Genomic DNA, 26,159 nt, shown 5'->3' with positions numbered 1-26,159 from the left:
CCGGCCCCCAGCCGCAGACGCTCCTGCGGGTAGAGCGGGACGAGCTTGGAGAACTCCTGGCGCCCCTTGGCCTGGTCGGGAGACATGTTGTTGACCGAGTCCAGCCGCACCAAGGCGTTGAACTTCTCCCGCCGCTCGCCCTCCTTGGGCTGGCGGACCGCCCCGATGACGTGGTCGCCCTTGCGCAGGCCGTACTTGCGGACCTGAGCCAAGGAGACGTAGACGTCGCTCTGTCCGGGCAGGTAGCCGGTCGTACGAACGAAGGCGTAGTTGTCCAGGATGTCGAGGATGCCCGCCACCGGCAGCAGGACGTCGTCCTCGCCGATCACCGGATCCGCTTCCTGACCACCACCACGACCCCGCCGGTCCCGCCGGTCCCGACGCCGACCCCGACGGCGTCCGCCGAAGTCGTCATCGTCGTTGTTGTTGCGGCCCTGGTTCTGGCCGCCGCCACCGCCGTGCTGACGGTCGGAGTTGTTGTTGGCGTTCTGGTCGTCACCGCCGCGGTTGCGATTGCGACGGTTGCGCTGGCGCTCGCGACCCTGTCCGGACCTGGTGTCACGGTCCTCGGAGTCGGGGCCGTTCTTCTGGGGGGTGCTGGATGTTTTGGTCACGCTGCTCGCGGAGGTTGAGGAGTCGGTGCCGTCCACCGCCCGGGGCTGCTCACCGGAGTCGTCCCCGCGCTTGCGGGACGAACGACGGTTACGGGAGGGCTTGTCACCCTTCCCACCCTGAGAATCGGCCACGGCCTGGTCTGACGACCGCTCACCCGTGCTCTCGCCCTGGGCCTCCTGCTCGCCCGATGGGGAGGGAGCCCGGGATTCGGTCGGGCCGTCGGTGTCCTCGACCTTACCGGCCTTGGGGGCGGTGTCGGTTTTCTTTGCGGACTTCGGCCTCGCGGGGGCCACAGGACCACCCTGTTTGGCCTCGATCGCCGCGATGACGTCGCTCTTACGCATACGCCCCGTACCGGTGATGCCCATACTCGACGCGAGCTTTTGGAGCTCGGGGAGTCGCTGGGCGGCGAGCCCGGTGCCACGCGTGGCCGCGCGGGACCGGGTCGCACCCGACGGCGCGGTTTCGCCGGCCTCCGCGGAGGCCGCGGCGCTCTTGTTGCTGTCGACCGCCGCGTCCGTTCGGAGTTCGGTGGTGTCGCTCACTAAGGGTCCTTCCCAAGGAGCGGGCGTCGGCCGTCGGCGTTGTGCCTGAGCGGCCGGCCCGATGGTGCGAACCGGCAGGGGCCGGGTAGGGCTTGCCCCACGTGGATGTCGAGAACCGGCGTTGTCGGTCCCCTACCCGATCGCGGCGGGATCTGGGTACAGCCAGACGTCGGGGCGGTTGGCTCGGAGGTGATGCCCGTCGACCATGGTGGCACGCTCATCCAAGGAGGAGCGGACTTTGAAGACGTGGGCACAGTCGCGGAAGAACCGCGGACTCGACACTTTGGCCACCGCTTCCGACTGATCGAGAGATCGGACCGCCGGAGTATGGGACGCGGAAGCCGCTGTGGCGGATGAGCACACGCCCCGTGACGGGGCATCTGGTGCTTCACCAAGCCTAACATCACCAGAGGCCACGGCTATTCCTCGACACAGATGCTACGGATGGGGAGATGGGGCCGACACCCCCGCCGGCTCAACGTGCAGGGGGCGTATGTCCCAATCATTACCCGCCCTTCGGGCAATCGAATCAATCTGGCGGATGATTTCCGGCGAATCCACCCGAGCCCGACCCTCCGACACCGTGCACAATACCAGCGCGGTAGGGCCCGCACCGGAGACGACCGCGGGAAGTTTCTCATGTTCTCGCAGGTCACCGATGAGAGCGAGGGTACGTGGCATGGCGGGCGCTCGGTAGGACTGATGTAGCCGATCCTCCGTCGCCGCGTACAGGGCTTCGGGGTGGCCACAAACGGCCGCGGTCATCAACGCGGCGCGCCCCGCGTTGAAGGCCGCGTCGACGTGGTCGACCTCCTGCGGCAGCAGGCCCCGGGCACGTTCGGTGGAAAGCTTCCCTCCTGGCACGCACAGTACCGGGAGGATCCGTTCGTCCGGGATCGTCCGTACGACACCCCAGGAGGCGCCGTCACGGTAGGCGACGGTGTATCCCCCGAAGACGCAGGGGGCCACGTTGTCGGGGTGGCCCTCCATGTCCGCGGCGATCTGATAGATCCAGTCGCGATCCGGGCCACCATCGGGCCCGGTACGGCCCATCAACGCGGCCGCTGCGGCGATCCCGCCCACGATCGCCGATGAGGAGGAGCCGAGCCCGCGAGCGTGCGGAATCCGGTTCTCACAGCGCAGGTCCAGGCCGGGAAGCTTCTCCCCTGCCCGGTCGAAGGCCTCGCGCATGGCCCGTACGACGAGGTGGCGATGGTCCAGGGGGACCTCGCCCGCACCCAGGCCCTCGACGTCGACGTGGAGTTCGTCGTCTTGACGCAACGCGACGTGGAATCGGTTGTACAACTGGACGGCCAACCCGAGGGCGTCGAAGCCGGGCCCGAGGTTGGCGCTGGTGGCCGGGGCGTCGATGGAAACCCGGACAGGGCGTGGTGGGGTCATCAGTGCTTCCTTTTGGGCCTCCGCTTCGCTTCGGCCCGGATCAAGCAAGGCCCAAGGCCTGGGCCGCGGCTTGGGCGTCGACGGGGACGGTGGTGGCGGAGGACGCGCCGGCCAGGGCCCAGTCGGGGTCCTTGAGGCCATTGCCGGTGACGGTGCACACCACCCGGCTGCCCCTGGCGACCCGTCCGGCCTCCACCGCCTGCAGGAGACCGGCGACGCTCGCGGCGGAGGCGAGTTCGACGAAGACGCCCTCCTCGGCCGCCAAGAGCTTGTAGGCGGCCATGATCTGGCGGTCGGTGACCTTGTCGATGGCACCACCGGACTCGTCCCGGGCCTGTTCGGCGAGCTTCCAGGAGGCCGGGTTGCCGATCCGAATGGCGGTGGCGATGGTGCTGGGGCTGGTCACCGGGGCGCCATCGACGATGGGCGCGGAGCCACTGGCCTGGAAGCCGAGCATGCGCGGGGCCTTGGTGGACACTCCGTCCTTGGCGTACTCGGTGTAGCCCATCCAATAGGCGGTGATGTTGCCGGCGTTGCCCACGGGGATGCAGTGGACGTCGGGGGCGTCCCCCAAGGCGTCCACGATCTCGAACGCGGCGGTCTTCTGTCCTTGGAGACGGTAGGGGTTGACCGAGTTCACCAAGGCGACCGGGTAGTCGACGCTGAGCTTGCGGGCCAATTCCAGGCAGTCGTCGAAGTTGCCGTCGACCTGGAGCAGGCGGGCGCCGTGCACGAGTGCCTGGGCGAGCTTGCCCATGGCGATCTTTCCTTGGGGCACCAGGACGGCGCAGGTCATGCCGGCACGGATGGCGTAGGCGGCGGCGCTGGCGCTGGTGTTGCCGGTGGAGGCGCAGATGACCGCCTTGGCACCGTCCTCAGCGGCCTTGGAAATGGCCATGGTCATGCCGCGGTCCTTGAAGGAACCGGTGGGGTTGAGGCCTTCGACCTTGAGGAGGACCTCACAGCCCGTGATCTGGGACACGCGCGTGGCGGGCAGCAGCGGCGTGTTGCCCTCCTGGAGGGTGACGACGGGGGTGTTCTCGTTGACGGGAAGGCGGTCGCGGTATTCCTCGACGAGGCCTCGCCACGCCCGTGCCATGCTCACGACGGTGTCCCTTTCGGGTGGATGTGGTTTCACTTGAAGCGCGGCCGGTGGGCGGTGCGCTCAGGGGATGTCGGTGAGTGCGCCACGAAGACGAACCACTCACTGGTACAGAGTCTATGTCTGGGCCTGGGATGTCTTGCCTCCCGAGCACCGTGGTCCCATGATGTGGACGGCGTGGCCCGCCCAGGACACGGGCGGGCCCTTGTCCGGTTCAATCCTGGAAGGTCTCCACCCGCATCACGCTGGCCACCTCACGGACCATCGGATGGACACTGAGTCGCTCGACCGTGCTGCTGAGCGCGGCGTCCGGCGCGGGGTGGCTGACCAGCACCAGTTGGGCGTCGTCTCCGCTGCCTTCCTGGCGCACGTTCTTGATGGAGACCCCGTGGTCGGCGAAGATCTCGGCGACCTTGGAGAGCACGCCCGGCCGGTCGGCCACGTCCAGCGCCACGTGATAACTGGTGATGGTCCGGCCCATGTCGTGCACCGGCAGACCGGTGTCGTGTCCGCCCTCGGCCACCGAGGTCTGAGCCATCCGGTTGCGACACACCGCCACCAGGTCGCCCAGGACGGCACTGGCGGTGGGGGTGCCCCCGGCCCCGGCCCCGTAGAACATCAGGCGACCGGCCGACTCGGCCTCCACGAACACCGCGTTGTAGGCCTCCTTGACACCGGCCAAGGGGTGCTCCAAGGGCAGCATCACCGGGTGTACGCGCACACCCACGGACTCGCCGTCCTGCGAACGCTGGCAGATCGCCAGGAGTTTGACGACGCATCCCATGGCCCGGGCACTGGCGATGTCACCGGCGGAAACCCCGGTGATCCCCTCTCGGTGCACGTCCGCGGCGGTCACCCGCTGGGTGTGGAACGCCAAGCGGGCCAGGATCGCCGCCTTGGCGGCTGCGTCGAAGCCCTCCACGTCCGCGGTGGGATCGGCCTCGGCGTACCCCAGACTCTGCGCCTCGTCCAAGGCCTCGGTGAAGGAGGAGCCCAGGGAGTCCATCCGGTCCAGCACGTAGTTGGTGGTGCCGTTGACGATGCCCAGGACCCGGTTGACCTTGTCCCCGGCCAGGGAGTCGCGCAGCGGACGTAGCAGCGGAATGGCTCCGGCCACGGACGCCTCGTAGTACAGGTCCACTCCGGCCTCGCGGGCCGCGGAGTGCAGGGTCTGCCCGTCCTCGGCCAGCAGGGCCTTGTTGGCCGTGACCACGGACTTACCGGCCTTGATCGCGGTGAGGATGAGCGAGCGGGCCGGTTCGATCCCACCGATCACCTCCACCACGACGTCGATGTCCGAGCGGGTGACCAGCGCCGTGGCGTCGGTGGTCAGCAGCGCCGGATCGACCCCGCGGTCGCGGTCCAACCGGCGTACCGCGATACCGCCGATCTCGATCGGTGTGCCGATCCGCGCGGCCAGTTCCTCGGACTGCTCGTTGACCAGGCGGACCACTTCCGAGCCCACGACACCGCATCCGAGCAGCGCCACCTTCATCGCCATTTGGGCATGACTCCCACTTCTCTCGTGTCCGACCTTTCCGGGCACCCTCCGGTGCCCATGGGGCGAACGATTCAGCCGACGTCGAGGCGGAGGAGGTCCTCCTCGTTCTCCCTGCGCACGATGACCCGTGCATCAGCGTCCCGGACCGCCACCATGGCGGGGCGGGGCAGGTGGTTGTAGTTGCTCGCCATGGAGTAGCAGTAGGCGCCCGTGGCGGCCACCGCCACCAGGTCGCCCGGCCGCAGGTCGGCGGGCAGGTATAGGTCGTGCACGATGATGTCGCCGCTCTCGCAGTGCTTGCCGACCAGGCGGGAGAGCATCGGCTCGGCGTCGCTGACCCGAGAGACCAGACGACCGGTGTACTCGGAGCCGTACAGGGCGGTGCGAATGTTGTCGCTCATGCCACCATCGACGCTGACGTAGGTGCGGATGCCCTCCACGTCCTTGACGGTGCCGACCTCGTAGACGGTGATACCGGCGGGGCCGGCGATGGCGCGCCCCGGTTCGACCGCGATGCGCGGCATGGGCAGCCCGGCGTCGGAGGTCTCGCGCCGCACGATCGCGGTGAGGCTCTCGGCGATGGTCTTGGGGTCCAGCGGGTCGTCATCGGAGGTGTAGGCGATGCCCAGGCCGCCGCCAAGGTCGAGTTCGGCCAGGGTGACGTCCAGTTCCTCGTGGATCTGGGCGAGGAAACGGGTCACGCGCCGAGCGGCGACCTCGAATCCGGAGGTGTCGAAGATCTGCGATCCGATGTGCGAATGCAGACCGACCAGTTCCAGGCGCTCGGTGGCGAGGACCCGTCGGACCGCCTCGGCGGCGGCGCCGGTACTCATCGCGAACCCGAACTTCTGATCGTCGTGCGCGGTGGCGACGAACTCATGGGTGTGGGCCTCCACCCCGGTGGTGACACGGATGAGGACCTTGGGGCGGGCGCCGACCTCGGCGGCCACGGCCTCCAAGCGCTCGATCTCGTCGAGGGAGTCCACGATGATCCGACCGACTCCGACCTCCACGGCGCGGCGCAGTTCGGCCACCGACTTGTTGTTGCCGTGCATACCGATGCGCTCGGGGGGCACGCCCGCGGCCAAGGCCACCGCCAACTCTCCACCGGAGCACACGTCGAGTTTGAGCCCCTCCTCGATCACCCACCGGGCGATCGCCTTGGTCAGCAAGGCCTTGCCCGCGTAGTAGACGTCGGCGTCGGCGAAGGCCGTGGAGTAGTCACGGGCGCGGGAGCGGAAGTCCTCCTCGTCCATGACGAAGAGCGGGGTGCCGTACTCGGTGGCAAGGGTACGGACGCCGACACCGCCCACGGTGAGTTCTCCGTCCAGACGGCGCGAGGTGGCGGGCCACACGCGTTCGTCCAGGGAGTTCAGGTCCTCGGGCGGAAGCGGTGGGTTGTCCTCCGGCAGGATCTCCGCGTGACGGGATCCTGCGGGGTGGGCGTAGCGGCTCATAGCGGTCTTTCGGCTGGGCCTTCGTGTTTGCGTGGTGATGCTGCGTACGTCTTCGGCGGTGCTGTGTCCGCGGCCGGGTGCGGGTCGGCTCCGGTGGCGATGTACGGGGACCCCACCCATTGTCCACTAAACCGATCGGAACACAGGGCTCGGGCTCCGTCCCCGTGTTCCGCGGGGAACAGGGGCTCTACAGCCTTGTGGGCGCAGACACCCCGAGAAGGAAGAGTCCGGTGCCCAGGACACCGGCGACGGCCGCGGGCACCGCCGGATCGAGGACGGCCCTGGTGGGTTCGTCCTCGGTGGTGGAACTCCTCCGCCACTCATCGTAGGCACTGGTCAGCGCCTCCAGGTATCTGACCAGAATATGGGGTTCCTCTCGGCGCGCCGCCGTGTCCAGGACCCCCGGACCATCGAAGAGCAAACGGCGCACCTTCGTGTTCTCTCGGTGTCGACACCGCGTTCGGGGTTCCCCGCCCGTATGGGAAAGGATGTCGCGTCTCCAGCGCAGGCTGCTCAACGCGTGGGCGTGGGCGTAACGCATGCGAAAGGCCGGGTTGTCCTCGGTGAGCCGGATCCACGCGCCGGGGTGTTCGGCGGAGGGCAGTACCGGAAGGTTCCGACCCGTGGTCTCATTCTCCCGAGGGCGTTCGGGGAGCGAGCGGCAAAAGGCCACCCTGGCGCTGTCCTCACCGATCCGACCCAGTAGGCGACCGGCCGGGGTGTACAGGTCGACGCGTTCGGCGTCCAGGTAGCGGTCGCGCCAGGAGGTCTCGTCGGAGGGGCCCGGTGGCGGAGGCACCGAGCCCACGGCCATGGCGATCCTGGCCCGGGCATCGGTGCGAGCGTAACGGCGGGCCTGCGCCACGGGACCGGCTTCGTGCAGCCGTGTCCACGGCCACTCCCCCGCCCCGTCCCAGGGGCGACCGGTGAGGAATCGAGGGCCGTCAGCGGCGGCTTCGAGCAGGTTCTGTCTCTGAGGGCAGGTGAAGGTGAGGTTGACGAAACCCCGTCGATCACCCGATACGTCGGTGAAGTCGGCCTCGACCACGCCTTCCTCCGCCATGGAGTCGACCTGGGCGATGATGCGTCCACACACCATGAGGCGGTGTGCGTCGTCCCGGCCTTTGGGGAGTCGGCCGCCTAGGCGACCCACCAGACGGGGCGGCAAGGCCACGGCGGCGTCGGCCGGTTCCTCTGCCTGGTCGGCGCGCGGCCAGACGAAGGGGATGTCGACGTCGTCGATGTCGAAGGCACGTCGTGCCGCCCGCCGGACGAGGCTCTCCAGAACACGTGGGGTCACTCGGCTCCCCCCACTCCATCATCGTCCCCACGGAACAGGGCGTGGATCCGGTCGACCAGTTCGTCGGGGTCGAAGGGTTTGGTGAGGTAGTCGTCGACGCCGATCCGTTCACCACGCCTACGATCATCGGCCTGCGCACGGGCGGTCACCATGACGACGCACTGCTCGTATCCATCGGCGCGCAGGCGCTCGACGGCGGTCCACCCATCGAGCCGGGGCATCATCACGTCCATGGTGATGACGTCGGGTCGAACGTGCCCGACCTGGTCCAGGCAGTCCTGCCCGTCCGTGGCGGTGAACACCTCGAACCCCTCCAGTTCGAGGTTGAGGCGGATGAGTTCGCGGATCACCTCGTCGTCCTCAACGACGAGAACCCGTGTGGGAAGGGCGTTCACGACCGCGACACTACCCGCGCCGAGCGCGGTGACACCACCGGATTCGAGGATCGGACGCGGTGTGTGAAGCATGGGACGAGTACCCCGCCACCCCTGCTACAGTTGTTCTCGCGACAGCGCCCCCTTAGCTCAGGGGATAGAGCACCGGCCTCCGGAGCCGGGTGCGGAGGTTCGAATCCTCCAGGGGGCACATGACGAAGGGGACACCGACATCGGTGTTCCCTTTTTCTGCTTCTTCAGCGTGTTTCAGGCGTCCTGAACATCCCACGAAGTTCACGACGAAACCCGGCATTCAGCGTCGTCTCCTCATCTCACACGGCGTAACGGTACATCGGGCGGCGAGGACACCTTCGCCCCGAACACACGAAGCCGACCGGCACGAACTTCGACTCGGCCGCTCCCTTGGCCTCCGTAGGCATGTGCCGGGGTCGATTCTCGGTTGACAGGACACTGAGGGCACGGGCACCTTCGGGTGGGACCCCCTGGCCTTCGGAGGAATCCCCATGGCACCCTTGATCACCTTGGTGAGCGTCACCACCCTGCTGCTCGCCCTCGGCCGGCTGGGGATACCCCGCCTACGTCCCTGGCCGGTGGCCCTACGTGGGGGTTTGGCCGCCATGTTCGTCGTAACGGGTCTGGCGCACTTCGTCGGATTGCGCGAGACCCTGGTCGCCATGGTCCCGCCCGCCTTGCCGGCTCCGGAACTGCTGGTCACGATCACCGGCGTTCTCGAACTCGTCGGTGCCCTGGGGCTGTTGTGGCATCGGACCGCACCCTGGGCCGCGGCCGGACTCACCCTGTTGTTGGTGGCGATGTTCCCCGCCAACGTGTACGCCATCATCGAGGGGACGGCGGACGGCCTCACCGAGAGCCTGCCCGTACGCACCGCGATGCAGGTGCTGTTCGTGGCGGCCACCACCGCCGTGGTCGTCCACCATCTGCGCGCCCATCGAAAGGCACCTGGCCTGACCCCATGAGCACGACCCGTGAGCACCCCGAGGACGTTCCCGAGCACTTCGCCCAGGCTTGGAACCGGGGCGACGCCGCCGCCCTCGCGGACCTGTTCGTTCCGGACGCGGACTTCGTCAACGTGGTGGGGTTGTGGTGGCGTGACCGTGAGGCCATCCACCGCGCCCATGACTACGGTCTGCGGGTGATCTTTCCCGGGTCCACCCTGCGGGTGTCCGGTACCAGGGTGCGTCCTTTGGGCGAGGACGCGGCGGTGGTGCATTGCCGTTGGTCGATCACCGGACAGACCGGCCCCGACGGCGCATCCGTGAGCCGCCGCTCCGGGGTCTTCACCTTCGTCGTCCAGCGCCGACACGAAGGATGGTCCGCCGTCGCCGCGCACAACACCGACCGTGTCTCCGGGGCCGAGACACACGTCGCCGATGAGGGCGGTCTCAGCCCCGCCGACTACCGCGCATGACAGCCGACTCAGGCGGGCACGTAGGGCCAGGCACCGTCGACGACGGCCTCGGGGTCACGTCGACGCAGGTACTCCTGGAAGCTCGCGGCCTGTTCGGCCTTCCACTTGACCTGGGCGGTGTGCAGGTCGGCGGCGGACATCTCGGCGATCTCCGGGTACTCGGTGGCCAGCCGCCAGGCCAGGCGCGCGGCGGCCAGCGCGTCGCAGGCCGCCCCGTGGGCCTCCTCCTGGGTGAGGGGGACGTCGTAATGGGAGCACACGTCGACGAGCTTGCGCGATCCGCGCCGGTAGGTGTCCACCCGTTTGTCCAGTACCAAGGGGTCCAGCACCACGGGCGGGAGGGTCAGGGGCGGGAGACCGTGGCGGGCGACCTCCCGATCGAGCAGGGTGAGATCGTAGGGCGCGTTGTAGACCACCACCGGCAGGCCGTCGGCGACGACGGCCTCCAGCGCGGCAACGATCTCGGTGACGACCTCGATGGCCGGTCGTCCTTGGGCTCGGGCCTGTTCGGTGGTGACGCCGTGGATATCGGTGGCCGCGGCGGGAATCTCGATGCCGGGGTCGGCCAGCCAGGCGGTGACCTCCTTGGTGCCCCGTGCGGGGTCGATCCGCCACAGGGCGGCGGTGACGATCCGCTCGCTCTCGACGTCCAGACCGGTGCTCTCGATGTCGAAGGCGGCCATGGGTTGGGTGTGCCAGGAGGTGTTCACGTGGTTTCTCACCGTTTCGGTCGTTCGATGCCGAACACGCTAGTGACACTACAGACCAGCGATGACAAGGTGTGGTCGCGAACCTGGGCCGACCCGCCCGCGCATCTGGTGGGCGAGAGCGGCGTCCACTAGTTTCAGAGCATGAAATTTCTGGTGCGAGAACGCGTTTTCGACGTCGGTGACGACTTCTGGGTCACCGACGAGCAGGGCGCCGAAGTCTTCTGGGTGGATGGCAAGGCCCTGCGGATCCGCACCACCTTCGAGCTCAGGGCGCCCGAGGGCGAAGTCCTCATGGTGATCCGCAAGAAGCTCTTCAAGGTCCGTGACCAGATGCGGATCGAACGCGGCGGTAAGACCGTGGCCACCGTGCGCAAGCGTCTGTTCAACCCCGTCCGCGACAAGCTCGACGTCGATGTCGAGGGCGCGCCGGACTGGGAGGTCGTCGGGAACTTCTTGGACAAGGAGTACTCGATCAGCGACGAGGAGGGAACCGTCGCGGTGATCTCGCGCAAATGGTTCCGTGTACGCGACACCTACGCGGTGGACGTCAACACCCACCGCTCGGACCTCGCCGGGGACCCGGCCCTGGTGATCAGCGTCGCGGTCGCCGTGGACGCGTTGACCTCCGAAGAGGAGAACTGAGTGATGGTCCCGATCCGGTAGCCGGCTGTAGTGCCCGGTCCATGGCGGATCGAGCAGACTGTCGGTGTCTTCGGGGAATCGACCGGAAGGGACCGGGGCATGGGGAACGTTCTACGGCGCTCGTGGAGGGCCCTGCTCTATCTATGGGCGGTGTTCGTGTCCGGCCTGGTCACCCTGGTCATGATCCCGCTCACCCTGGTGGTGGCTTTGATCACCGTGATCGGCGGGACCGGCCCCCTGTCCCTGTGGTCGCGCTCGCTGGTGGGCTGGGCGTCGCGGCAGCGTGGACGGGCCGGCCGCCTGTTGGGAATCGAGGTGGCCGAGCCCGCCGAGCCCGTCACCGGCCGTCTGCGCGACGTGTGGAGCGCGCCATCCACTCGGCGAACCCTGACGTGGACGCCGGTCTTCACCGCGGTGAGTGTGCCGGCCGGGCTCGTGGGACTGATGGTCCCCGGTTTCCTGCTCGGCCTCCCCCAATCCCTGCTGTGGTGGGCCTTTCCGGTGGCGTACCGGCCGACTCCGTTCGGCCTTCCCATCGACTCTTGGGGTTCCGCGTTCCTCCACGTCCCAGCGCAGCTGGTGCTCGCCGTGGTCATCGCCATCTGGGTGGCCCCCTTCTTGGCCAGGGCACACGCACGGCTGTCCATTCGACTCCTCGCCCCCTCCACGACCGAGGTGCTGACGGAGCGGGTGGATGAACTGCGCCGCACCCGCGCCGACGTCGTGGACACCCACGGGGCCGAACTGCGCCGTATCGAACGTGATCTGCACGACGGCACCCAGGCCCGATTGGTGGCGATCGCCATGCGGTTGGGCGTGGCCAGGGAGGCGGTGTCGGATCCCCAGGTGGCGGACCTGCTGGGGCGGGCCCACGAGGACACCGAGGAGGCCATGGCCGAACTGCGCGAGGTGATTCGAAGCGTCTATCCACCGATCCTCGCCGACCGCGGTCTGCCCGGCGCTCTCACCGCCCTGGCGGCCCGCACGACGGCGCGGGTGGATCTGGACGTGGCCGAACCCGGGGTGCTTCCGGTCGCGGTGGAGACCGCCGCCTACTACGTGGTGACCGAGGCGGTGGCCAATGCCGTCCGGCACGGCGGTGCGGAGACGATCTCGGTACGGTTGGCCCGAGAGGAGGACCTGCTGAGGGTGCGGGTCACCGACGACGGGCGTGGCGGGGTGGATGAGTCCAATGGCAGTGGGATCCGGGGACTGCGGCGTCGGGTCGCCGCTCTGGACGGCCGGGTGAGGGTGGACGGCCCCGAGGGTGGACCGACGGTCATCGAGGTGGAGCTGCCGTGCGGATCGTGATCGCCGAGGACAACGTGCTGTTGTCCGAAGGACTGAAGTTGCTATTGGGCACCCGGGGCCACGAGGTGGTGGCGGTGGCCGAGGACGCACCGACCTTCGCTGCGGCGGTGCGAGCGCACTCCCCCGACCTCGCCGTCGTGGACGTGCGGCTGCCACCGGACTTTCGGGACGAGGGCATCCACGCCGCCATCGCGGCCCGGCGTGCACACCCGGGGCTGCCGATCCTGGTGTTGTCGCAATACGTGGAACAGGACTACGCCGGCGAACTGCTCTCGGACGGTCAGGGTGGGGTGGGCTATCTGCTCAAGGATCGTGTGGGCCGGGTGAGCGAGTTCGTGGACGCCCTGAACCGGGTCGTCGATGGGGGCACCGTGATGGACCCCGAGGTGGTCCGGCAACTACTCACCCGAAGACCCGCGGACCCCCTGGAATCGTTGACCGCCCGAGAGCGAGAGGTGCTGGCCCTGATGGCCGAGGGCCGTGACAACGGGGAGATCGCCGAACGCCTCTTCGTGACCACGAACGCGGTGCACAAGCACATCGGCAACATCTTCACCAAGCTAGGGCTGGTACACACCGACACCGGGCATCGCCGTGTCCGTGCGGTCCTGGCCTACCTGGAACGACGTTGACGGTGCGCGGTCGCGCGACCACGCACCGCCCGTGCGCCGAGGCGCTCAACCGCCGGCCGCGGCCACCTCGGCCTCGGCCTCGCGAGCGTCGCGACGAAGGAGCAGGGCTCCGGCGATGGCGGCGCTGAAGAACATCAACACACCGTAGACCGCGGACGGGATGGCGATCTCGGTGCTGTTGAGCACGGTGATCGCGATGGTCATCGACAGGGTGGTGTTGTGCAGGCCGATCTCCATGCAGGAAGCGATGGCCTCGGGCCGCCTGGTACCGACCATGCGCGGCGCCCAGTAACCCACCACCAGGCTCACCACGTTGAAGATGAGCACCATCAGGCCGACGGAGACGATGTACTGCGGCAGGTTCTCCCACTCCGCGGCGATCGCGCCGATGATCACCGCGACCAGCACGAGGCTGGAACCCAGCTTGACCGGCCTCTCCATGCGTTCGGCGAAGGAGGTCAGTTTCGCTCGGATGAGCATACCGATCGCGACGGGGACCAGGATGACCGCGAACACCTGGATCATCTTGCCGGCCTGCAGGCCGATGGAACCGCCCTCGGTGAAGTACCCCAGCGCGAACCCGGTGATGAGAGGCAGGGTCACGATGGCGGTGACCGAGTTGATCGCGGTCAAAGAGATGTTGAGCGCGACGTTGCCCTTGAAGAGGTAGCTGTAGAGGCTCGCGGTGGTTCCGCCGGGCGAGGCCGCCATCATCATCATGCCCACCGCCAGCAGTGGCGACAGGTCGAAGTAGGTGACGAAGACCAACACCAGACCGAAGCAGAAAAGGGGCAGGAGGACGATCTGGCAGCCCAGGATGAGCACGATCGTCCAAGGCATCGAGAGCAGGCGGGTGAAGTCCCGGATGGTCAGGCTGAGACCGAGCCCGAGCATGATGATGCCGAGAGCGGCCGGTAGGCCGATCGTGGTGAGAGCTGAATCCATGGGGCACCTCGGGGGAGGGCCGACGAAGCGGCCGGCGATCGGGACGATGGCGGACCGCGTTCGGTGGACGGTGCCGACCCACAGGTGGGAGGAGGCTCGGACATAACCGTCCCTTGGCCACGAAATCGCGCCATTCCGTGACCGACGCCACAGGTTACCTGTTGGTAGGAAATAGTGTCATGCGGCACGCGACCTGGCAAGGCTTCGAGGCGGCCCGTCCCTGGTCACCGCTTCGTAGCGCCTGTCTCCACGCCGATGGCCACACCCACGTGGAACGTGGAGCATCGACCTCTTCCCCACGGCTGGAACCGAGGATCTGCGCCGCTGGGAACCGATCAGGCCGCGGGCCAGGAACTCCCGGTGAGGTCGTAGGCGAGGTGGAACCACACTTTGCGGATGCTGGGGTGAGCGTTGTCCCCCCAAGTGGTGGCGAAGCTGTCGATGAGGGCCAGCCCACGACCGTCCTCCGCGGTCAGTCGTTCCTCGGGGGCCGCTGCGAACAATCGCCCACCGCCCTTTTCGATGGCGCTGGTGGGCATTCCGTTGTCACGGCAGGTCACCGTCATGCCATTGGGACCGCGGTCCACCCGGATCACGAAGCTCTGGCCGGGCTCCCCCGACCGGCTGTGCCGGATCGCGTTGGTGGCCAACTCCGCGCCCAGCAAGACGAGCACGTACCGATACTCGGCGTCACGGCCGGCGGCGCAGGTCTCCAAGAAGGCCCGCACCAGGGGCACGCTCACCGGCTCGCCCGTGAACTCCCAGCGGCGTTTGGTGAACGGAACCGGCACCCGGCCGTTGAAGTAGTGCCGGTACTCGTCGGGAACCCTCGCGAAAACCTCGTTCTCGGTGGTGGTGAGGGTCGGCACGGCGACGAGCGTGGGCATGGACTGACTCCTTGGGCGGGGCGGCTCAATGGACGTGCGAACCGAAACGGGGGCGGCTGCGGGAGTGTTCGAGGAAGGAGGGCTCGAACCGCTATGACCCTACGCGATCACGTCCTCCCCGACCAGGGGGAGGTGGGTGTGGTGGGTCCTGCGGATTCGAGGCCGAACCTTGCCACTCCACGAAGAACTCCTCACTTGGGCTCCGGAATCCCTACCGTGGCCAAGGCCGCCTCGGCGGCGGCTTCGGCCCGTTCCCGGTCGGAGTCCACCAGCGCGATCCTGGTCCTGCGCTCCAGCAGGTCGCTTTTGTCCAACGCCCCCTCGTGACGCACGCCGAATCGGAGTTCGGCCGGGGTGATCCCGCACGCCACCGGTGTGAGCAGCCTCGGGTCTCCCCCGGCCTCGGCCAGTACGTCGAGCGCTTCGGTACCGTACCTGGCCACCAGGTGTCGGGGCGCCTCCAGCGCGTCGAGTTCCTCCTGGGAGGCGGCCCCCACCAAGGGGATCTCCCTGGTCCGGCAGGGCTCCGCGGGGATCCGGTGCGTGGCGACCACGGTGTCCACCACCTCCTCGGCCATCGCCCGATAGGTGGTGAGCTTGCCTCCGGCCACGGTCACCGAACCGTTGGGGGCCACCGACACGGTGTGCTCTCGGGACAGGTCCGCGCTGGAGCCGACCCCGTGCAACAGCGGGCGTAGCCCCGCGAAGGAGCCGAGGACGTCGGCCCGAGTCAACTCGGTGGCCAGGGCGCGATTGAACTGTGTGAGGAGGAAGTCCACGTCCTCCTCGGGGACCTCGGGCACCCGGGGCGCCGGGCCGGCCACGGGTTCGTCGGTGAGCCCTGCGAAGATTCGCCCGTCGGGTTGGGGCAACGCGAACACGAACCGGCTGACGCTCCCGGGCAGTGGCACCGTCAGGGCGGCCCGGGGGTGTCCCAACACGGCACCGTCCAGGACCAGGTGGGTGCCACGGCTGGGACTGAGCCGCACACGTGGGTCGAGGGCGTCGGCATGGACCCCGGTGGCGTTGACGACCGCGCGTGCACGGATGGGGAGGAGGCGCCCATCGGTCTCGTCGCGCAGGGTCGCCCCGTCGGACGTGACGCCCTCGACCGAGCAGCGGGTGATGATCCGCGCGCCTTCCCCTGCGGCGGTACGGGCGATGGCCAACACCAGGCGGGCGTCGTCGACGAGTTGGCCGTCGAAGGACAGGACGCCGGCGAGCAGCCCTTGGGGCTCCACCGTGGGTAGCAGCCGCAGGGTCTGGTGGGCGCTGAGCAGCCGGGGGCCACGCAGGATCGAGGAGGGGGTCCCCGCGAGCAGGCGAAGGAGGTCACCGGCGCCCACTCCGGCACGGATGCCCAGGATCCGCGCGAGTCCGGTGTCACGGTGGATCGGGATCACCATGGGCAGGGGACGCACCAGGTGGGGAGCGGTGACACGCATGAGGACATCGCGCTCACGAGCACTCTGGTAAGCGATGCCGATCTTGCCCTTGGCCAGGTAGCGCAGCCCGCCGTGGACCAGTTTGGAGCTCCACCGGCTGGTTCCGAAGGCGAGGTCCTCGCGTTCGGCCAGGACGGTGGACAAACCCCGGGAGGCGGCGTCCAAGGCGACACCGGCACCGGTGACGCCGCCACCGACCACCAGCACGTCCACCTCGGGGTGCTGCTCCAAGTGGGCGAGGTCGGTGGTACGTCGGGCCGCGTTCAGGGAGGTGGGCCGGCTCATCGTGCTTCCTTTCCCAGACCCCTCAGGGCCGCAGGTAGCCATCCAGGAGGGTGGAGAGTTCGGTGATCAGGCCCGGGCCGTCCAGGACTTCGGCGAACAGGCGGTGGGAGGTGACGGTGTTCTGCACGGTGACCATGACCAGGTGGGCCAGGACCGCCGGGTCCCCCTCCCGGATGGAACCGTCGACCTGTCCTTGGGCGATGGCCGGCTCGACCAGTTCGAGGGCGACCTGGTGACTGCTGCCCAGCCGGTGGAAGGTGTAGGTGGCCAGAAGTTCGGGTTCGGTGTCGACGATCCGCCCGACCAGGGCGTGGTCGAGCATCGCGCGGGCGACCCCGGCGGCGTGCCGCACCAGCCGTGCGCGGGCGCTCTCGTCGGCTCCGTCGTGTTCGGCCGCGTCCTCCTCGGCGAGGAGGATGTCGCGGAGTTCACGGGTGAGCAGGTCGGCGACCAGGGCGGTCACGTCGGGCCAGCGTCGGTAGACGGTGGGTCGACTGACGCCGGCGCGGCGGGCCACGTCGGTGAGGGTGGTACGGCGCACTCCGAAGGCCTCGACACAGGTGCGTGCCGCGTCCAGGATCTCGTCCTCTAAGTTACGTTTTGACGCCATGTGTAAAACTGTAGAGCATGACCCATGACGCGCAAGACTCCCCCACGGACACCGCCCCGGAGATGAGTTGGTTCGCCTGGGGAGATCCCGCCAAGGCCTCCGAACTCGCCCCCGGGCTCCGCGACCTCGTTTCCCAGGTACTGCGCGCTCGCATCGAGGACATGCCACCGGCCGCCGAGCAGGACGTCTCCCTGCCCGAACCACGTCTGGATCAACGCCTGCTGGACGCCTTCGCCGAGATCGTCGGTGCCGAACACGTACGCACGGACGCCCCCACCCGCCTGCGGCGCAGTGGTGGCAAGAGCACACCCGACCTACTCGCCCGCCGTGCCGGCCGGGTCGACTTCGCCCCCGACGCAGCACTCCTACCGGCCGACCACGACCAGGTGGAGCGACTCCTGCGGCTCTGTTCCGCCGAACGTGTGGCCGTGGTCCCCTTCGGCGGCGGCACCAGTGTGGTGGGCGGGCTCACCCCCCTCACCGGCGGGTTCGCCGCCGTGGTCGCGTTGGACCTGCGTCGATTGAATCGATTGGTCCGCCTGGACCCCATCTCCCTGACCGCCGTCCTGGACGCGGGCGTACGAACTCCGCACGCCGAAGCGATGCTGGCCGAACACGGGCTCACCCTGGGGCACATGCCGCAGAGTTTCGAGTACGCCACCATCGGTGGGTACGCGGCCACTCGGTCCAGTGGCCAGGCATCCGCGGGCTACGGCCGGTTCGAGGACATGGTGGTGGGGATGCGGGTGGCCACCCCGCGCGGCACCCTGGACCTGGGAGGCCCTCCCGCCTCCGCCGCCGGGCCGGACCTGCGCCGGCTCCTCGTGGGTTCCGAGGGCACCCTGGGCGTGATCACCGAGGTCGCCGTCCGGGTGCGGCCCCGACCCGAGCGGATCCTGGACGAGGCCTGGTCCTTCCCCGACCACGCCACGGGTGTGGCGGCGTTGCGCGCCCTGGCTCAGTCCGAGGTCCGCCCCACGATGGCGCGCCTGTCCGACGAAACCGAAACCTTCGTGAACGCGGCCATCGGTGGGCATGAGGCGACTCCGGGCTGCCAGGCGGTCCTGGGGTTCGAGGGGATGGACACCGAGGTCGAGGCGCGGGCGGCCGCGGTTCGTGAGGTCATGGTGGCCGCAGGCGGCACCCCTTTGGGGCCGGACCCGGTCGCGCATTGGCGGCGGAACCGGTTCGACGCTCCCTACCTACGCGACACCCTGCTGTCCTCCGGCGTCCTCGCCGAGACACTGGAGACCGCCACCTCCTGGGCCGACCTGTTGTCGCTGCACGCGGCGGTGAAAGACGCGCTCACCGAGGCTCTGGACGACGACGAGGGCGGTGTCGTGGTGCTGTGCCACGTCTCGCACACCTACCCCACGGGGGCGTCCCTGTACTTCACGGTGGCGACGGCGGCGGGAACGGATCCGGTGGCGCGCTGGGACCGCGCCAAGCGAGCGGCCTCGGACGCGATCGTGGCCAACGGCGGCACCATCACCCACCACCACGCGGTGGGTACCGACCACCGGCCATGGATGACGGCGGAACTGGGCCCCTTGGGCGTCGAGGTACTGCGGGCGGTGAAGTCCGCACTGGACCCGGAGGGGGTGCTCAACCCCGGCAAGCTCATTCCCGAGGCGTGAGGGACCGGACCCGGCCCACCGGGTTCCTCATCCGTCCGGGTCCGGTAGCCGCTCCGACACCTCCACCGCCAAGGGCTCCAAGGCGTCCAAGACCTCCACCGGGGCCAGGGAGTCCTCGGTGCGGTGGAACAGGCTCACTCGCACGCTGCCGAGGGAATACTCCAAGGAAGACCACATCCGGCCAGGGACCTCTCCCTCCTCCACCGGGAGGGAGACCGTGGCGTACCCACCGTCGCCCACCGACAACGAACGCCATTCGACCGCCCGCATCGGCGGGTCGGAGTATTCCGCCTCGAAGCCCTCCTCCTCGCGGGCCCGTCGCCCCTGGTCCACCATCTCCCGCATCCGGTCGACGCGTTCGGGGTCCTCGGGGTCGTACGCCACCACCTGCAGACTGAAGTGATCGGGATCGTCCTCGGAGTCGCCCACGGCCTCGCAGTGGACGACCTGGAGCACGCCCTCCTGCTCGGTCTCCACCGTTCCGCCGCCTACCTCCACCCCTTCCGAGCCGGGAAAACGTGTGGCCAGGTCCGTGGGAAGGAGGTCGGCGCAGTCGCCGGGCACAGGGGCACGGTCGTCGACGTACTCGGTCCAGACGTAGAAGCCGCCCAAGGCCAACGCCGTCGCCACGCCGATCGCGGTCAGGCCGAGCCGTACACGCCGCCTACTCGGCCGGGGCGCTCGCGAAGAGGACGTGGTCATCGGGTTCTCCTGGGTGGGCGAGGACGAAGAGGGGCGGGCCTCGGTGCCCTCGAAACAAACGAAGCCCGCCGGCCGGGGGAGCGGTTACTCGGCCACGCGAGGAAGACGACTCTCCAGGTCGAAGAGCGAGGCCTCGATCGTGGCGTACAGCTCCTCCACCCCCATGTCACTCCCGCTCACCCCGACCGACACACTGCCGACCGCGTTACCGGAGAGGAAGGCACCGGCGCCGAAACCGCCGGTACCGCCGAATTCACCACCGTCGATGGTCGACGCGATGGTCACCCCACGGTCACCGATGGAGTTCTCGTCCCACAGGATCTCTCCGCCGGGACCGAAACCGAGGTCGAGGTCACCGACCACGCCCTGCTCCACGTCCTGGGCTCCGAACTCCTCCGAGGGCTCGAACTCCTCGTCGAGGGCCTTGGCCATCTCCTCCTCGGTCGCGGGGTGGCCCATGTCGAAGAGTTCGACCTGGAACGAGACCATCAGGTCACCGGACTCACCCTCACACGAGAGCACGCCATGGCTGCCGTTCGTCTCGGGATCCTCCTCGCTGAAGCCGCCGCTGAAGGAGGGCAGCGTGCCGAAGGGCGAGTCGTGCAGTGAGTTGCCCTCGAACACCGTGCCGCAGTCATCGACCACGGCGACGTACTCACCGCCCGAGGAGACCCAGATGAGGGCCCCACTGATCGCGGCGAGCAGTACCACCGCACCGACGGCCGCGCCCACGATCAGACCGGTCCTCTTCTTGGGGGCGTCCTGGGGGCCATGACCGGGCGGGGGCCCCTGGGGCGGGAATTGGCCGGGCGGGGGTCCCTGCGGAGGCTGCTGTGCGTACCCCGGGGGCGGCTGCATCTGCGGAGGTCCTTGGTGTGGGAACCGTCCGGGCGGGGGTCCCTGCGGAGGCTGCTGACCATATCCGGGCGGTGGCCCTTGCGGAGATCGCCCTGGCCGACCCTGGAAGGGGTCGTTCGGGGGCGGGGGCTGTCCCATTGCGGGTACCTCGTAGTCCTGGAGTCGACGTGTGGTGCTCCTCGGATCCGGGGAGCACTCCAGTTCTATCCGACATGGCCGACGGCGACCTCCGTTTCGTCCCTCGATGGCCGGATGAGGCCTGTCCGCCCTCACGGAAGGGGTCTATGGTCGACGACTCGACGGTGTCACCCGTGAGTCCACCCACGTTGGAGGACGTGAAAGGCGGGCCCCATAGCCATTCGGGCTTCGCACCCGCTGTGGGCCCCACCCCCGTGGGGTCTCCCTGGCGCACCAAGGGTCGGCCCGGGACACGGCCGGGGCACCGGGTCAGACTGCGACCTCGCACAAATCCAAGAACAGTTCGAACTCGGCCGACCCGGCCTGGCCCCGGTTGGCCTTGGCCACGGCCATACAGGGGGCGAAGGAACGCACCCACTCCATCATCCGGTCACCGTCCACCGCCATGACCCGGGAGAGCACGTCCACACGGCGCTCCACCTCGGCGACGTCGCCGGCCTTCCACACCGGCCAGTCGACGGCGTCCGCCGCTCCGTCGCCCAGGCAGGCCCGAGGGTCCAGGGCCACCAGCCCGCGAGGACCCCCGTCGATGACATTGCCCGGATGCAGGTCGCCATGGAGTGGAACGATGTCGACCTCCCCATGGGCGAGGTCCCTGGCCCTGGCACTGCCACGGTGCATCAGGGAGGCGGGGACCACGTCGGCGGCCGGTCCTTCGAGACGTTCACGGGCCCAGTGGTCGAAGACGAACTGCACACGCGCGGTGAGTGGTCGCAGTTCCATTCGTTGGGCCGGGGTGACCTCGACGCCGTGGAGTTCGGCGATGAGGCCACCGATGCTCTCCATCGGCGGGACCACGCCCTTGGCCACGAGCGTCTCCCCCTCGACCCGTTCCATGAGGATCGCGCCGTGTTCGGGGTCCACGGCCCACACCTCGGGGATCCGACGGGATCCACCCCACATCTGCAAAAGGCCGGCTTCGGATACGGCCAAGCCGCTGTCGGGCGAGATCTTCAGGACGCCCTCGCCATCGTCGACCCGGTGGACGTACAGAACGACGGAAGTGCGACGGTACGGCGCCGGCCCTTCGACGGTCAGCCCCCATTCGTCGGCGAGCTTGTCCACGACCGCCGGCAGTTCCGCCAGCCAGTCGGTGACCTGACTGCCAAAACGTCGTTCCAGACGACGGTGTTGGTGCTCGTCGACGAACCTCGCTGTGACGTCATCCATATACATCCACCTCAGATTCGCTCGGCACCCGGTCGGACACGGAGGCCGCGCACCGGGCGCCCGCCCCACACGGGCCACGTCGAGGAGGCCGTGTCCGGACCATCACCGCACCACGAGGGTGTCGACACGGCGGCGGAGCCCGCGCTGCGGGTACGGGGAGTTCCCGCCCGTGGGACACATACCCACCCCCGCGGTGACGGTAACGGCGAAGAGCCGGCTGCTCGGGGACGTCTCCTCAGGTGAGGCGCCCCTTGACCGCCCGGTGCTGAGCCAAAAGCGTGTCCACGATCAAGTCGGACGGCCACAGCGGGGCGGTGATGGTGGTGACGTCGAGTTCTCGGAGTAGGTCGAAGTCGGGACCGTCCACCAACCGCCACGCGGCCACGGCGACCCGCTCACGTCCATCGAGACGCAGCCGGTCGACGGCGTCGAGGACCGAAGGGGCCCACGTACGCAGGTAGCCGACCTGAACCGGCGAGGCGAGACGTCGACTGAGCATCCGGGCGACGTCCATGACCACCTGGCGTTCCTCCGTTCCGGTGGTGCCGTCCGCGGCCAAGACCACGCCGTCCTCGGGTTTCCACCCGGAGTCGGACAGGCGGGTGGCGAGGTCGGCGACGATGGAGGGAACCGCCCCCAGGGGGGAGGTCTGGCAGGAGTCCTCCAGGCGTGCGAGGTCGAGGCGGGAGAGGAGCCGTGCGCTGGCCACGTCGCCCCCGGCCACGAAGGCGGGCACCACGACCTTCGGGCCGTCTATGGAGCGGATCGTCGCACTGACCTCCGCGGGACTCCCGAACGCCGGCGTGACGGGGGCCTCGCCCCGTTCGGCCACCGCCTCCGCCAGACCGCACAGAGCCTCCCTGCGGTGGGCGTCACGCGAATCATCGGCTACGAGGACCATCGTGGGGACCATGCACGGCTCCTTGAAATCGCTGCGGGATCCACTGTTCCTCCATGATCTTGAAGGGCGATGGTTTCAGCGGAGTGCCCCGGTGTTACGCGAAGGAAAACAGCGGACAATAACTGATATGGTTATCACCAATGCCAACCTTGGTGAATCATAACGATTCACCAAAAAGCGCTTGGTGTCCACATCCAGAAAAGTGGCGTGCGTCTCCTCCTGACGCCGACACGGTGCCCGGAACGCCCACGAGCTCCGAAAAGACACCTTTTCATCTGCGAATACCATCGAAAAGCGACTTCGATGGCGGGAGCACCGACGGGCGGATCATGTCGAACGCCACACACCCCTTCCAGCGGCCGAACGAAATCATGGTGCCGCGCCCACCTCTCCAGAGAGATTTCCGCAGATATCGGGCAAATGCAAATGCACGAGGCAAATGCACGTGCTTCGGAATGAGCATCGGGCTTTTACCTGGATCGAATACCTTCCGGCCCACTCGACCCCCGCGGTCGAGCGCGACCACGCCCATACACAACCCGGCCTTGCCTGTCAAGGGTGCGCACTCCCCCATCATGCAATAGCCGTACACCCCCTGACGTGGGGAGACAGGGTGCGAGTCCCGTGTGAGAACTTGCCATCGCCCCCCGGATCCGACCACACTGGAAAACGACGGAGGAACTTCACGGGCCTCATCCGCTCCTGAAGCCCCTTCGCTCACGCGAGCCCCCGGCGCCATCGACGCGACGGAACCTCATCCGCATCGACTCGCGACCGCAGAACCTTTCAGACTGGAGTGAGCATGGCCGTCCACCCTCGGGTGCAGACGCTGACCCAGGCCTTCCTCGCCAACGCCGATCAGGAAGCGCCCGGGCTGATCCAGGGCCTCTACCTGACCGGCTCGGTCGCCCTCGGCGACTTCCGGCCCCACACCAGCGACGTCGACTTCGTCATCGTCACCGAACGCCACCTCGACGGTGAAGAACTCGATGCCCTGCGCCGAGCCCATTCCCGAACCCGGCACCAGGTGACCGCCCCCCCGTTCAACGGAATCCACCTCACCTGGGACGACCTCAACCGGGACCCCGCCGAGTGTGGCCCCGTCCCCTCCGTCTCCAATGGGCGTTTCCGGGCCCGGGGAGGCGCCGACGTCAATCCGGTCACCTGGCACGTCCTGGCCGAACACGGCGTCACCATCCGTGGCCCCCACCCGGTCGAACTCGATGTGTGGGATGAACCCGAGAGCCTGCGTACCTGGTCCCTGGGCTCCCTGGACGAGCAATGGCGCCGCTGGCGTGAGAAGGCCGGCCGCCTGGTCACCCCCCGCGGTCTGGCTGTGCTCGGTTCCCTCGCCCCTTCATGGAGCGTGCTCAGCGTCAGTCGGTTGCACTTCACCCTCAAGACCGGCGAGATCACCTCCAAGTCCGGCGCGGGCACCTACGCCCTGCACGCCTTCCCCGACCGCTGGCAGCGCATCGTCAACGAGTGCCTGCGGGTCCGTCGCGGTGTCCAGGCCCCGTCCCTGTACGAGAGCGCGCTGACCCGTCGCAGGGCCGCCTTGGACTACATCGAGATGGTCTTGGACGACGCGCTGCGTCCAGGACTGGCCACCTGAGCCCTTCTACCGAAGTTTCGGATTCCGGGGCACTCAGGCCTTAATCTGGGACGTATGAGCATGCGCCCCATCGTCCGCTTCGGTGACCCGGTACTCGTCACCAGGACCACTCCCGTCACCACGTTCGACCAGCGAACGAAGAAGTTGGTCCAAGACCTGCTCGACACCGTCGACGCCCCCGGACGCGCCGGGGTGGCCGCCACCCAGATCGGGGTCGGCTCCCGTGTGTTCAGCTACGCCGTCGAAGGCCGGACCGGGTACGTGATCAATCCTGAGATCGTGGACCTGTCCGAGGAGCAGCAGGACTGCGACGAGGGTTGCCTGTCCATCCCTCGGCTCTGGTACCGCACCGAGCGCGCTCTGCGTGCCGTGGTCAAGGGTGTCGACCTGCGCAACGAACCCATCACCGTCGAGGGAACCGGTCTGATGGCCCAGTGCCTACAGCACGAGACCGACCACTTGGACGGCATGCTCTACATCGATCGACTCGCCCCCCAGAGCCGCAAGCGCGCGCTGCGCGACATCCGCCACTCGGACTGGTTCCTGCCCTCGAACGCACCGGCCCCCACCACGTCGGTGCGTCTGCCCAGCGCTTTTGGCGGCAACGTCTGACCCTGCGCGCCCCTTCGCTCTCCGGGGGTGAGCCGTCCTGATCGCCCCGAACCGGTCGGTCCGGTCGAACGCCCCAGGTATCTTCGGACAGACCCCGCTCATTCCCCCACATCATTACGAGTCAACTCACTGTGCACATAACACCAAGATCTCGTATGGTCTGCTGAGCATCCTCCTCCCTCCCGGACGGCCCGGCCCCTCTCCCCGGGCCCTGGCGATGCGCTCAGACCATCGACGGAGCAGCCATGACATCCACTCCTCACACCTCTCCTCGTCGCGGCCGGTTCCTGACCACCGCCGCGGTCAGCGCCGTCGCACTCCTGGGTCTGTCGAGTGCGGCCCACGCAGATCCCGAAGACATCGACATCGATGAACTGACCCAGCGGGCCGAGGAACTCGAGGAGACCTATGACGGTGAGCTACTCCAGTTCACCGAGATCAAGGAGCGGGTGGAAGAGGCCGAGGAGGCCTTGGAAGAGCTCGAGGAGCGGTTGGAGGGTGCCCGGACCGGCGTATCGACCATCGCCGCCGCCCGCTACAAGAACGACGGTTTCGACCCCGCCCTGCAGATCGTCTTCTCCAGCGACCCCGAGGACATGTTCGCCGACGCCGCGACCGTCAACTACCTGGGTGACAGCCAGGCCGAGCAGATCTCCGACCTCATCGAACTGCGCGACGAGCAGGCCGAGGTCACCGAGGAGCTCCAAAACGAGATGGGCGAGGCCTCGGAGCTGATCGACACCCTCGAGGCCGAGCGCGAAGACGTCGCCGAACGCATCGCCGAGTACGAGGCCGAGCAGGTCCCTCCGGAACCCGAGACCCCCGGCAACGGCACCATCCCGGCCAGTGCCCGAGGCGGTGGCTGGGACCAGACCCAGCCTCGGATGGCCGCCATCCGGGACGAGATCATCATGAAGTTCGGCGCTCCCTACCCGGTCGGTTGCTACCGTCCGAGTGCCGACGACCACGGTGACGGTCGCGCCTGCGACTTCATGATGAGCGCCAACGGGGCCGCACCCTCGGCGGCGAACAAGGCACTCGGGCAGCAGATCGCCGACTACGGCATCGCCAACGCCGACCGGCTGGGCATCAAGTACATCATCTGGGAACAGCAGATCTGGCAATCGACCTCACGTCAGTGGACGTGGATGAACGATCGCGGTGACCTGACCCAGAACCACTACGACCACGTGCACATCAGCTCGTACTGATAGGGGGACGAATCCCGTCTGTTGCGGGATTCGTCCCCCTCAC

General features: G+C 68.3%; 25 protein-coding genes and 1 tRNA gene. 10 read left to right on the top strand and 16 right to left on the bottom strand.

The window, feature by feature from the left end:
- The 7 genes from D472_RS0120670 to D472_RS0120635 form a co-directional block, all read right to left on the bottom strand.
- Positions 1-1,160 (bottom strand): Rho termination factor N-terminal domain-containing protein (locus D472_RS0120670; protein ID WP_017606361.1); only part of this gene is annotated, 1,160 nt, incomplete at its 3' end.
- 438 nt (positions 1,161-1,598) lie between these two features.
- Positions 1,599-2,561, bottom strand: coding sequence for a homoserine kinase (gene thrB / locus D472_RS0120660; protein WP_017606359.1), 963 nt, complete (start codon positions 2,559-2,561; stop codon positions 1,599-1,601).
- 40 nt (positions 2,562-2,601) lie between these two features.
- The gene (gene thrC / locus D472_RS0120655; RefSeq protein ID WP_193373500.1) at positions 2,602-3,660 is read right to left on the bottom strand and encodes a threonine synthase; all 1,059 of its coding nucleotides are present in this window, start codon (positions 3,658-3,660) and stop codon (positions 2,602-2,604) included.
- Between the two features lie 217 nt (positions 3,661-3,877).
- A complete protein-coding gene (locus D472_RS0120650) occupies positions 3,878-5,164 on the bottom strand; it encodes a homoserine dehydrogenase (protein ID WP_017606357.1) in 1,287 nt (428 codons plus the stop codon).
- Positions 5,165-5,235: 71 nt separating this feature from the next.
- Complete coding sequence (gene lysA, locus D472_RS0120645; protein WP_017606356.1) at positions 5,236-6,621, bottom strand: diaminopimelate decarboxylase; 1,386 nt, start codon at positions 6,619-6,621, stop codon at positions 5,236-5,238.
- A 187-nt stretch (positions 6,622-6,808) separates the two neighbouring features.
- Positions 6,809-7,921 (bottom strand): DALR anticodon-binding domain-containing protein, encoded by a 1,113-nt coding sequence (locus D472_RS0120640; RefSeq protein ID WP_017606355.1) that lies wholly within the window; start codon positions 7,919-7,921, stop codon positions 6,809-6,811.
- A complete protein-coding gene (locus tag D472_RS0120635; RefSeq protein ID WP_026117917.1) occupies positions 7,918-8,316 on the bottom strand; it encodes a response regulator transcription factor in 399 nt (132 codons plus the stop codon). The genes D472_RS0120640 and D472_RS0120635 overlap by 4 nt, the downstream gene beginning before the upstream one ends.
- Positions 8,317-8,434: 118 nt before the next feature.
- Here D472_RS0120635 and D472_RS0120630 point away from each other — a divergent pair.
- The 3 genes from D472_RS0120630 (at position 8,435) to D472_RS0120620 (ending at position 9,745) form a co-directional block, all read left to right on the top strand.
- Positions 8,435-8,506 (top strand) — tRNA-Arg (locus D472_RS0120630).
- A gap of 313 nt (positions 8,507-8,819) precedes the next feature.
- Positions 8,820-9,293: a DoxX family protein gene (locus D472_RS0120625; protein ID WP_017606353.1), complete on the top strand. Its 474-nt coding sequence runs from the start codon at positions 8,820-8,822 to the stop codon at positions 9,291-9,293.
- Positions 9,290-9,745: an SgcJ/EcaC family oxidoreductase gene (locus tag D472_RS0120620; protein WP_017606352.1), complete on the top strand. Its 456-nt coding sequence runs from the start codon at positions 9,290-9,292 to the stop codon at positions 9,743-9,745. The genes D472_RS0120625 and D472_RS0120620 overlap by 4 nt, the downstream gene beginning before the upstream one ends.
- Positions 9,746-9,753: 8 nt before the next feature.
- Here the strand turns inward: D472_RS0120620 and D472_RS0120615 are convergent, their stop codons facing one another.
- The gene (locus D472_RS0120615; protein ID WP_017606351.1) at positions 9,754-10,455 is read right to left on the bottom strand and encodes an exonuclease domain-containing protein; all 702 of its coding nucleotides are present in this window, start codon (positions 10,453-10,455) and stop codon (positions 9,754-9,756) included.
- A 141-nt stretch (positions 10,456-10,596) separates the two neighbouring features.
- Here D472_RS0120615 and D472_RS0120610 point away from each other — a divergent pair, with 141 nt between their 5' ends.
- The 3 genes from D472_RS0120610 (at position 10,597) to D472_RS0120600 (ending at position 13,040) form a co-directional block, all read left to right on the top strand.
- Positions 10,597-11,097: an LURP-one-related/scramblase family protein gene (locus tag D472_RS0120610; RefSeq protein WP_017606350.1), complete on the top strand. Its 501-nt coding sequence runs from the start codon at positions 10,597-10,599 to the stop codon at positions 11,095-11,097.
- Between the two features lie 99 nt (positions 11,098-11,196).
- Positions 11,197-12,408, top strand: coding sequence for a sensor histidine kinase (locus D472_RS0120605; RefSeq protein ID WP_017606349.1), 1,212 nt, complete (start codon positions 11,197-11,199; stop codon positions 12,406-12,408).
- Entirely contained in the window at positions 12,396-13,040 is a 645-nt protein-coding gene (locus D472_RS0120600) for a response regulator transcription factor (RefSeq protein WP_017606348.1), read from the top strand. The genes D472_RS0120605 and D472_RS0120600 overlap by 13 nt, the downstream gene beginning before the upstream one ends.
- Before the next feature lie 45 nt (positions 13,041-13,085).
- Here D472_RS0120600 and D472_RS0120595 read toward each other — a convergent pair whose 3' ends face one another.
- The 4 genes from D472_RS0120595 to D472_RS0120580 form a co-directional block, all read right to left on the bottom strand.
- Positions 13,086-13,985 (bottom strand): bile acid:sodium symporter family protein, encoded by a 900-nt coding sequence (locus tag D472_RS0120595; RefSeq protein ID WP_017606347.1) that lies wholly within the window; start codon positions 13,983-13,985, stop codon positions 13,086-13,088.
- 335 nt (positions 13,986-14,320) lie between these two features.
- The gene (locus D472_RS0120590; RefSeq protein ID WP_017606346.1) at positions 14,321-14,872 is read right to left on the bottom strand and encodes an ATP-binding protein; all 552 of its coding nucleotides are present in this window, start codon (positions 14,870-14,872) and stop codon (positions 14,321-14,323) included.
- Positions 14,873-15,063: 191 nt separating this feature from the next.
- The gene (locus D472_RS0120585; protein ID WP_017606345.1) at positions 15,064-16,602 is read right to left on the bottom strand and encodes a glycerol-3-phosphate dehydrogenase/oxidase; all 1,539 of its coding nucleotides are present in this window, start codon (positions 16,600-16,602) and stop codon (positions 15,064-15,066) included.
- 22 nt (positions 16,603-16,624) lie between these two features.
- Entirely contained in the window at positions 16,625-17,212 is a 588-nt protein-coding gene (locus D472_RS0120580; protein WP_017606344.1) for a TetR/AcrR family transcriptional regulator, read from the bottom strand.
- Between the two features lie 17 nt (positions 17,213-17,229).
- Here D472_RS0120580 and D472_RS0120575 point away from each other — a divergent pair, with 17 nt between their 5' ends.
- Complete coding sequence (locus D472_RS0120575) at positions 17,230-18,849, top strand: FAD-binding oxidoreductase (protein WP_017606343.1); 1,620 nt, start codon at positions 17,230-17,232, stop codon at positions 18,847-18,849.
- 27 nt (positions 18,850-18,876) lie between these two features.
- Here the strand turns inward: D472_RS0120575 and D472_RS29335 are convergent, their stop codons facing one another.
- From D472_RS29335 to D472_RS0120555, 4 genes are all read right to left on the bottom strand, one after another.
- On the bottom strand, positions 18,877-19,551 hold the full coding sequence (locus D472_RS29335) for a hypothetical protein (RefSeq protein WP_017606342.1): 675 nt from the start codon (positions 19,549-19,551) through the stop codon (positions 18,877-18,879).
- Positions 19,552-19,635: 84 nt separating this feature from the next.
- Entirely contained in the window at positions 19,636-20,409 is a 774-nt protein-coding gene (locus D472_RS0120565; protein ID WP_239643018.1) for a hypothetical protein, read from the bottom strand.
- A 447-nt stretch (positions 20,410-20,856) separates the two neighbouring features.
- On the bottom strand, positions 20,857-21,777 hold the full coding sequence (locus D472_RS0120560) for an aminoglycoside phosphotransferase family protein (RefSeq protein ID WP_017606340.1): 921 nt from the start codon (positions 21,775-21,777) through the stop codon (positions 20,857-20,859).
- A gap of 235 nt (positions 21,778-22,012) precedes the next feature.
- The gene (locus D472_RS0120555; RefSeq protein ID WP_017606339.1) at positions 22,013-22,690 is read right to left on the bottom strand and encodes a sirohydrochlorin chelatase; all 678 of its coding nucleotides are present in this window, start codon (positions 22,688-22,690) and stop codon (positions 22,013-22,015) included.
- A gap of 790 nt (positions 22,691-23,480) precedes the next feature.
- Here D472_RS0120555 and D472_RS0120550 point away from each other — a divergent pair.
- The 3 genes from D472_RS0120550 to D472_RS0120540 all read left to right on the top strand — a co-directional run bounded on the left by D472_RS0120550 (position 23,481) and on the right by D472_RS0120540 (position 26,116).
- Positions 23,481-24,293, top strand: a complete 813-nt coding sequence (locus D472_RS0120550) for an aminoglycoside adenylyltransferase domain-containing protein (RefSeq protein WP_017606338.1) — start codon at positions 23,481-23,483, stop codon at positions 24,291-24,293.
- Positions 24,294-24,347: 54 nt separating this feature from the next.
- A complete protein-coding gene (gene def, locus D472_RS0120545; protein WP_026117916.1) occupies positions 24,348-24,905 on the top strand; it encodes a peptide deformylase in 558 nt (185 codons plus the stop codon).
- Between the two features lie 245 nt (positions 24,906-25,150).
- Positions 25,151-26,116 (top strand): coiled-coil domain-containing protein, encoded by a 966-nt coding sequence (locus D472_RS0120540; protein WP_017606336.1) that lies wholly within the window; start codon positions 25,151-25,153, stop codon positions 26,114-26,116.
- Positions 26,117-26,159 lie beyond the last annotated feature (43 nt).

Source organism: Nocardiopsis alkaliphila YIM 80379 (assembly GCF_000341005.1).
Lineage (GTDB): Bacteria > Actinomycetota > Actinomycetes > Streptosporangiales > Streptosporangiaceae > Nocardiopsis > Nocardiopsis alkaliphila.
Note: the sequence above shows the minus strand (reverse complement) of the source record. Positions and strands in the feature narration are given on the sequence as shown.

Bases quoted from the DNA above. Each gene is read 5' to 3' on its own strand.
- thrB (WP_017606359.1), bottom strand. From the start codon at position 2,561: ATGACCCCACCACGCCCTGTCCGGGTTTCCATCGACGCCCCGGCCACC.
- thrC (WP_193373500.1), bottom strand. From the start codon at position 3,660: ATGGCACGGGCGTGGCGAGGCCTCGTCGAGGAATACCGCGACCGCCTT.
- D472_RS0120650 (WP_017606357.1), bottom strand. From the start codon at position 5,164: ATGGCGATGAAGGTGGCGCTGCTCGGATGCGGTGTCGTGGGCTCGGAA.
- lysA (WP_017606356.1), bottom strand. From the start codon at position 6,621: ATGAGCCGCTACGCCCACCCCGCAGGATCCCGTCACGCGGAGATCCTG.
- D472_RS0120625 (WP_017606353.1), top strand. From the start codon at position 8,820: ATGGCACCCTTGATCACCTTGGTGAGCGTCACCACCCTGCTGCTCGCC.
- D472_RS0120620 (WP_017606352.1), top strand. From the start codon at position 9,290: ATGAGCACGACCCGTGAGCACCCCGAGGACGTTCCCGAGCACTTCGCC.
- D472_RS0120610 (WP_017606350.1), top strand. From the start codon at position 10,597: ATGAAATTTCTGGTGCGAGAACGCGTTTTCGACGTCGGTGACGACTTC.
- D472_RS0120605 (WP_017606349.1), top strand. From the start codon at position 11,197: ATGGGGAACGTTCTACGGCGCTCGTGGAGGGCCCTGCTCTATCTATGG.
- D472_RS0120595 (WP_017606347.1), bottom strand. From the start codon at position 13,985: ATGGATTCAGCTCTCACCACGATCGGCCTACCGGCCGCTCTCGGCATC.
- D472_RS0120590 (WP_017606346.1), bottom strand. From the start codon at position 14,872: ATGCCCACGCTCGTCGCCGTGCCGACCCTCACCACCACCGAGAACGAG.
- D472_RS0120585 (WP_017606345.1), bottom strand. From the start codon at position 16,602: ATGAGCCGGCCCACCTCCCTGAACGCGGCCCGACGTACCACCGACCTC.
- D472_RS0120580 (WP_017606344.1), bottom strand. From the start codon at position 17,212: ATGGCGTCAAAACGTAACTTAGAGGACGAGATCCTGGACGCGGCACGC.
- D472_RS0120575 (WP_017606343.1), top strand. From the start codon at position 17,230: ATGACCCATGACGCGCAAGACTCCCCCACGGACACCGCCCCGGAGATG.
- D472_RS29335 (WP_017606342.1), bottom strand. From the start codon at position 19,551: ATGACCACGTCCTCTTCGCGAGCGCCCCGGCCGAGTAGGCGGCGTGTA.
- D472_RS0120565 (WP_239643018.1), bottom strand. From the start codon at position 20,409: ATGCAGCCGCCCCCGGGGTACGCACAGCAGCCTCCGCAGGGACCCCCG.
- D472_RS0120560 (WP_017606340.1), bottom strand. From the start codon at position 21,777: ATGGATGACGTCACAGCGAGGTTCGTCGACGAGCACCAACACCGTCGT.
- D472_RS0120555 (WP_017606339.1), bottom strand. From the start codon at position 22,690: ATGGTCCCCACGATGGTCCTCGTAGCCGATGATTCGCGTGACGCCCAC.
- D472_RS0120550 (WP_017606338.1), top strand. From the start codon at position 23,481: ATGGCCGTCCACCCTCGGGTGCAGACGCTGACCCAGGCCTTCCTCGCC.
- def (WP_026117916.1), top strand. From the start codon at position 24,348: ATGAGCATGCGCCCCATCGTCCGCTTCGGTGACCCGGTACTCGTCACC.
- D472_RS0120540 (WP_017606336.1), top strand. From the start codon at position 25,151: ATGACATCCACTCCTCACACCTCTCCTCGTCGCGGCCGGTTCCTGACC.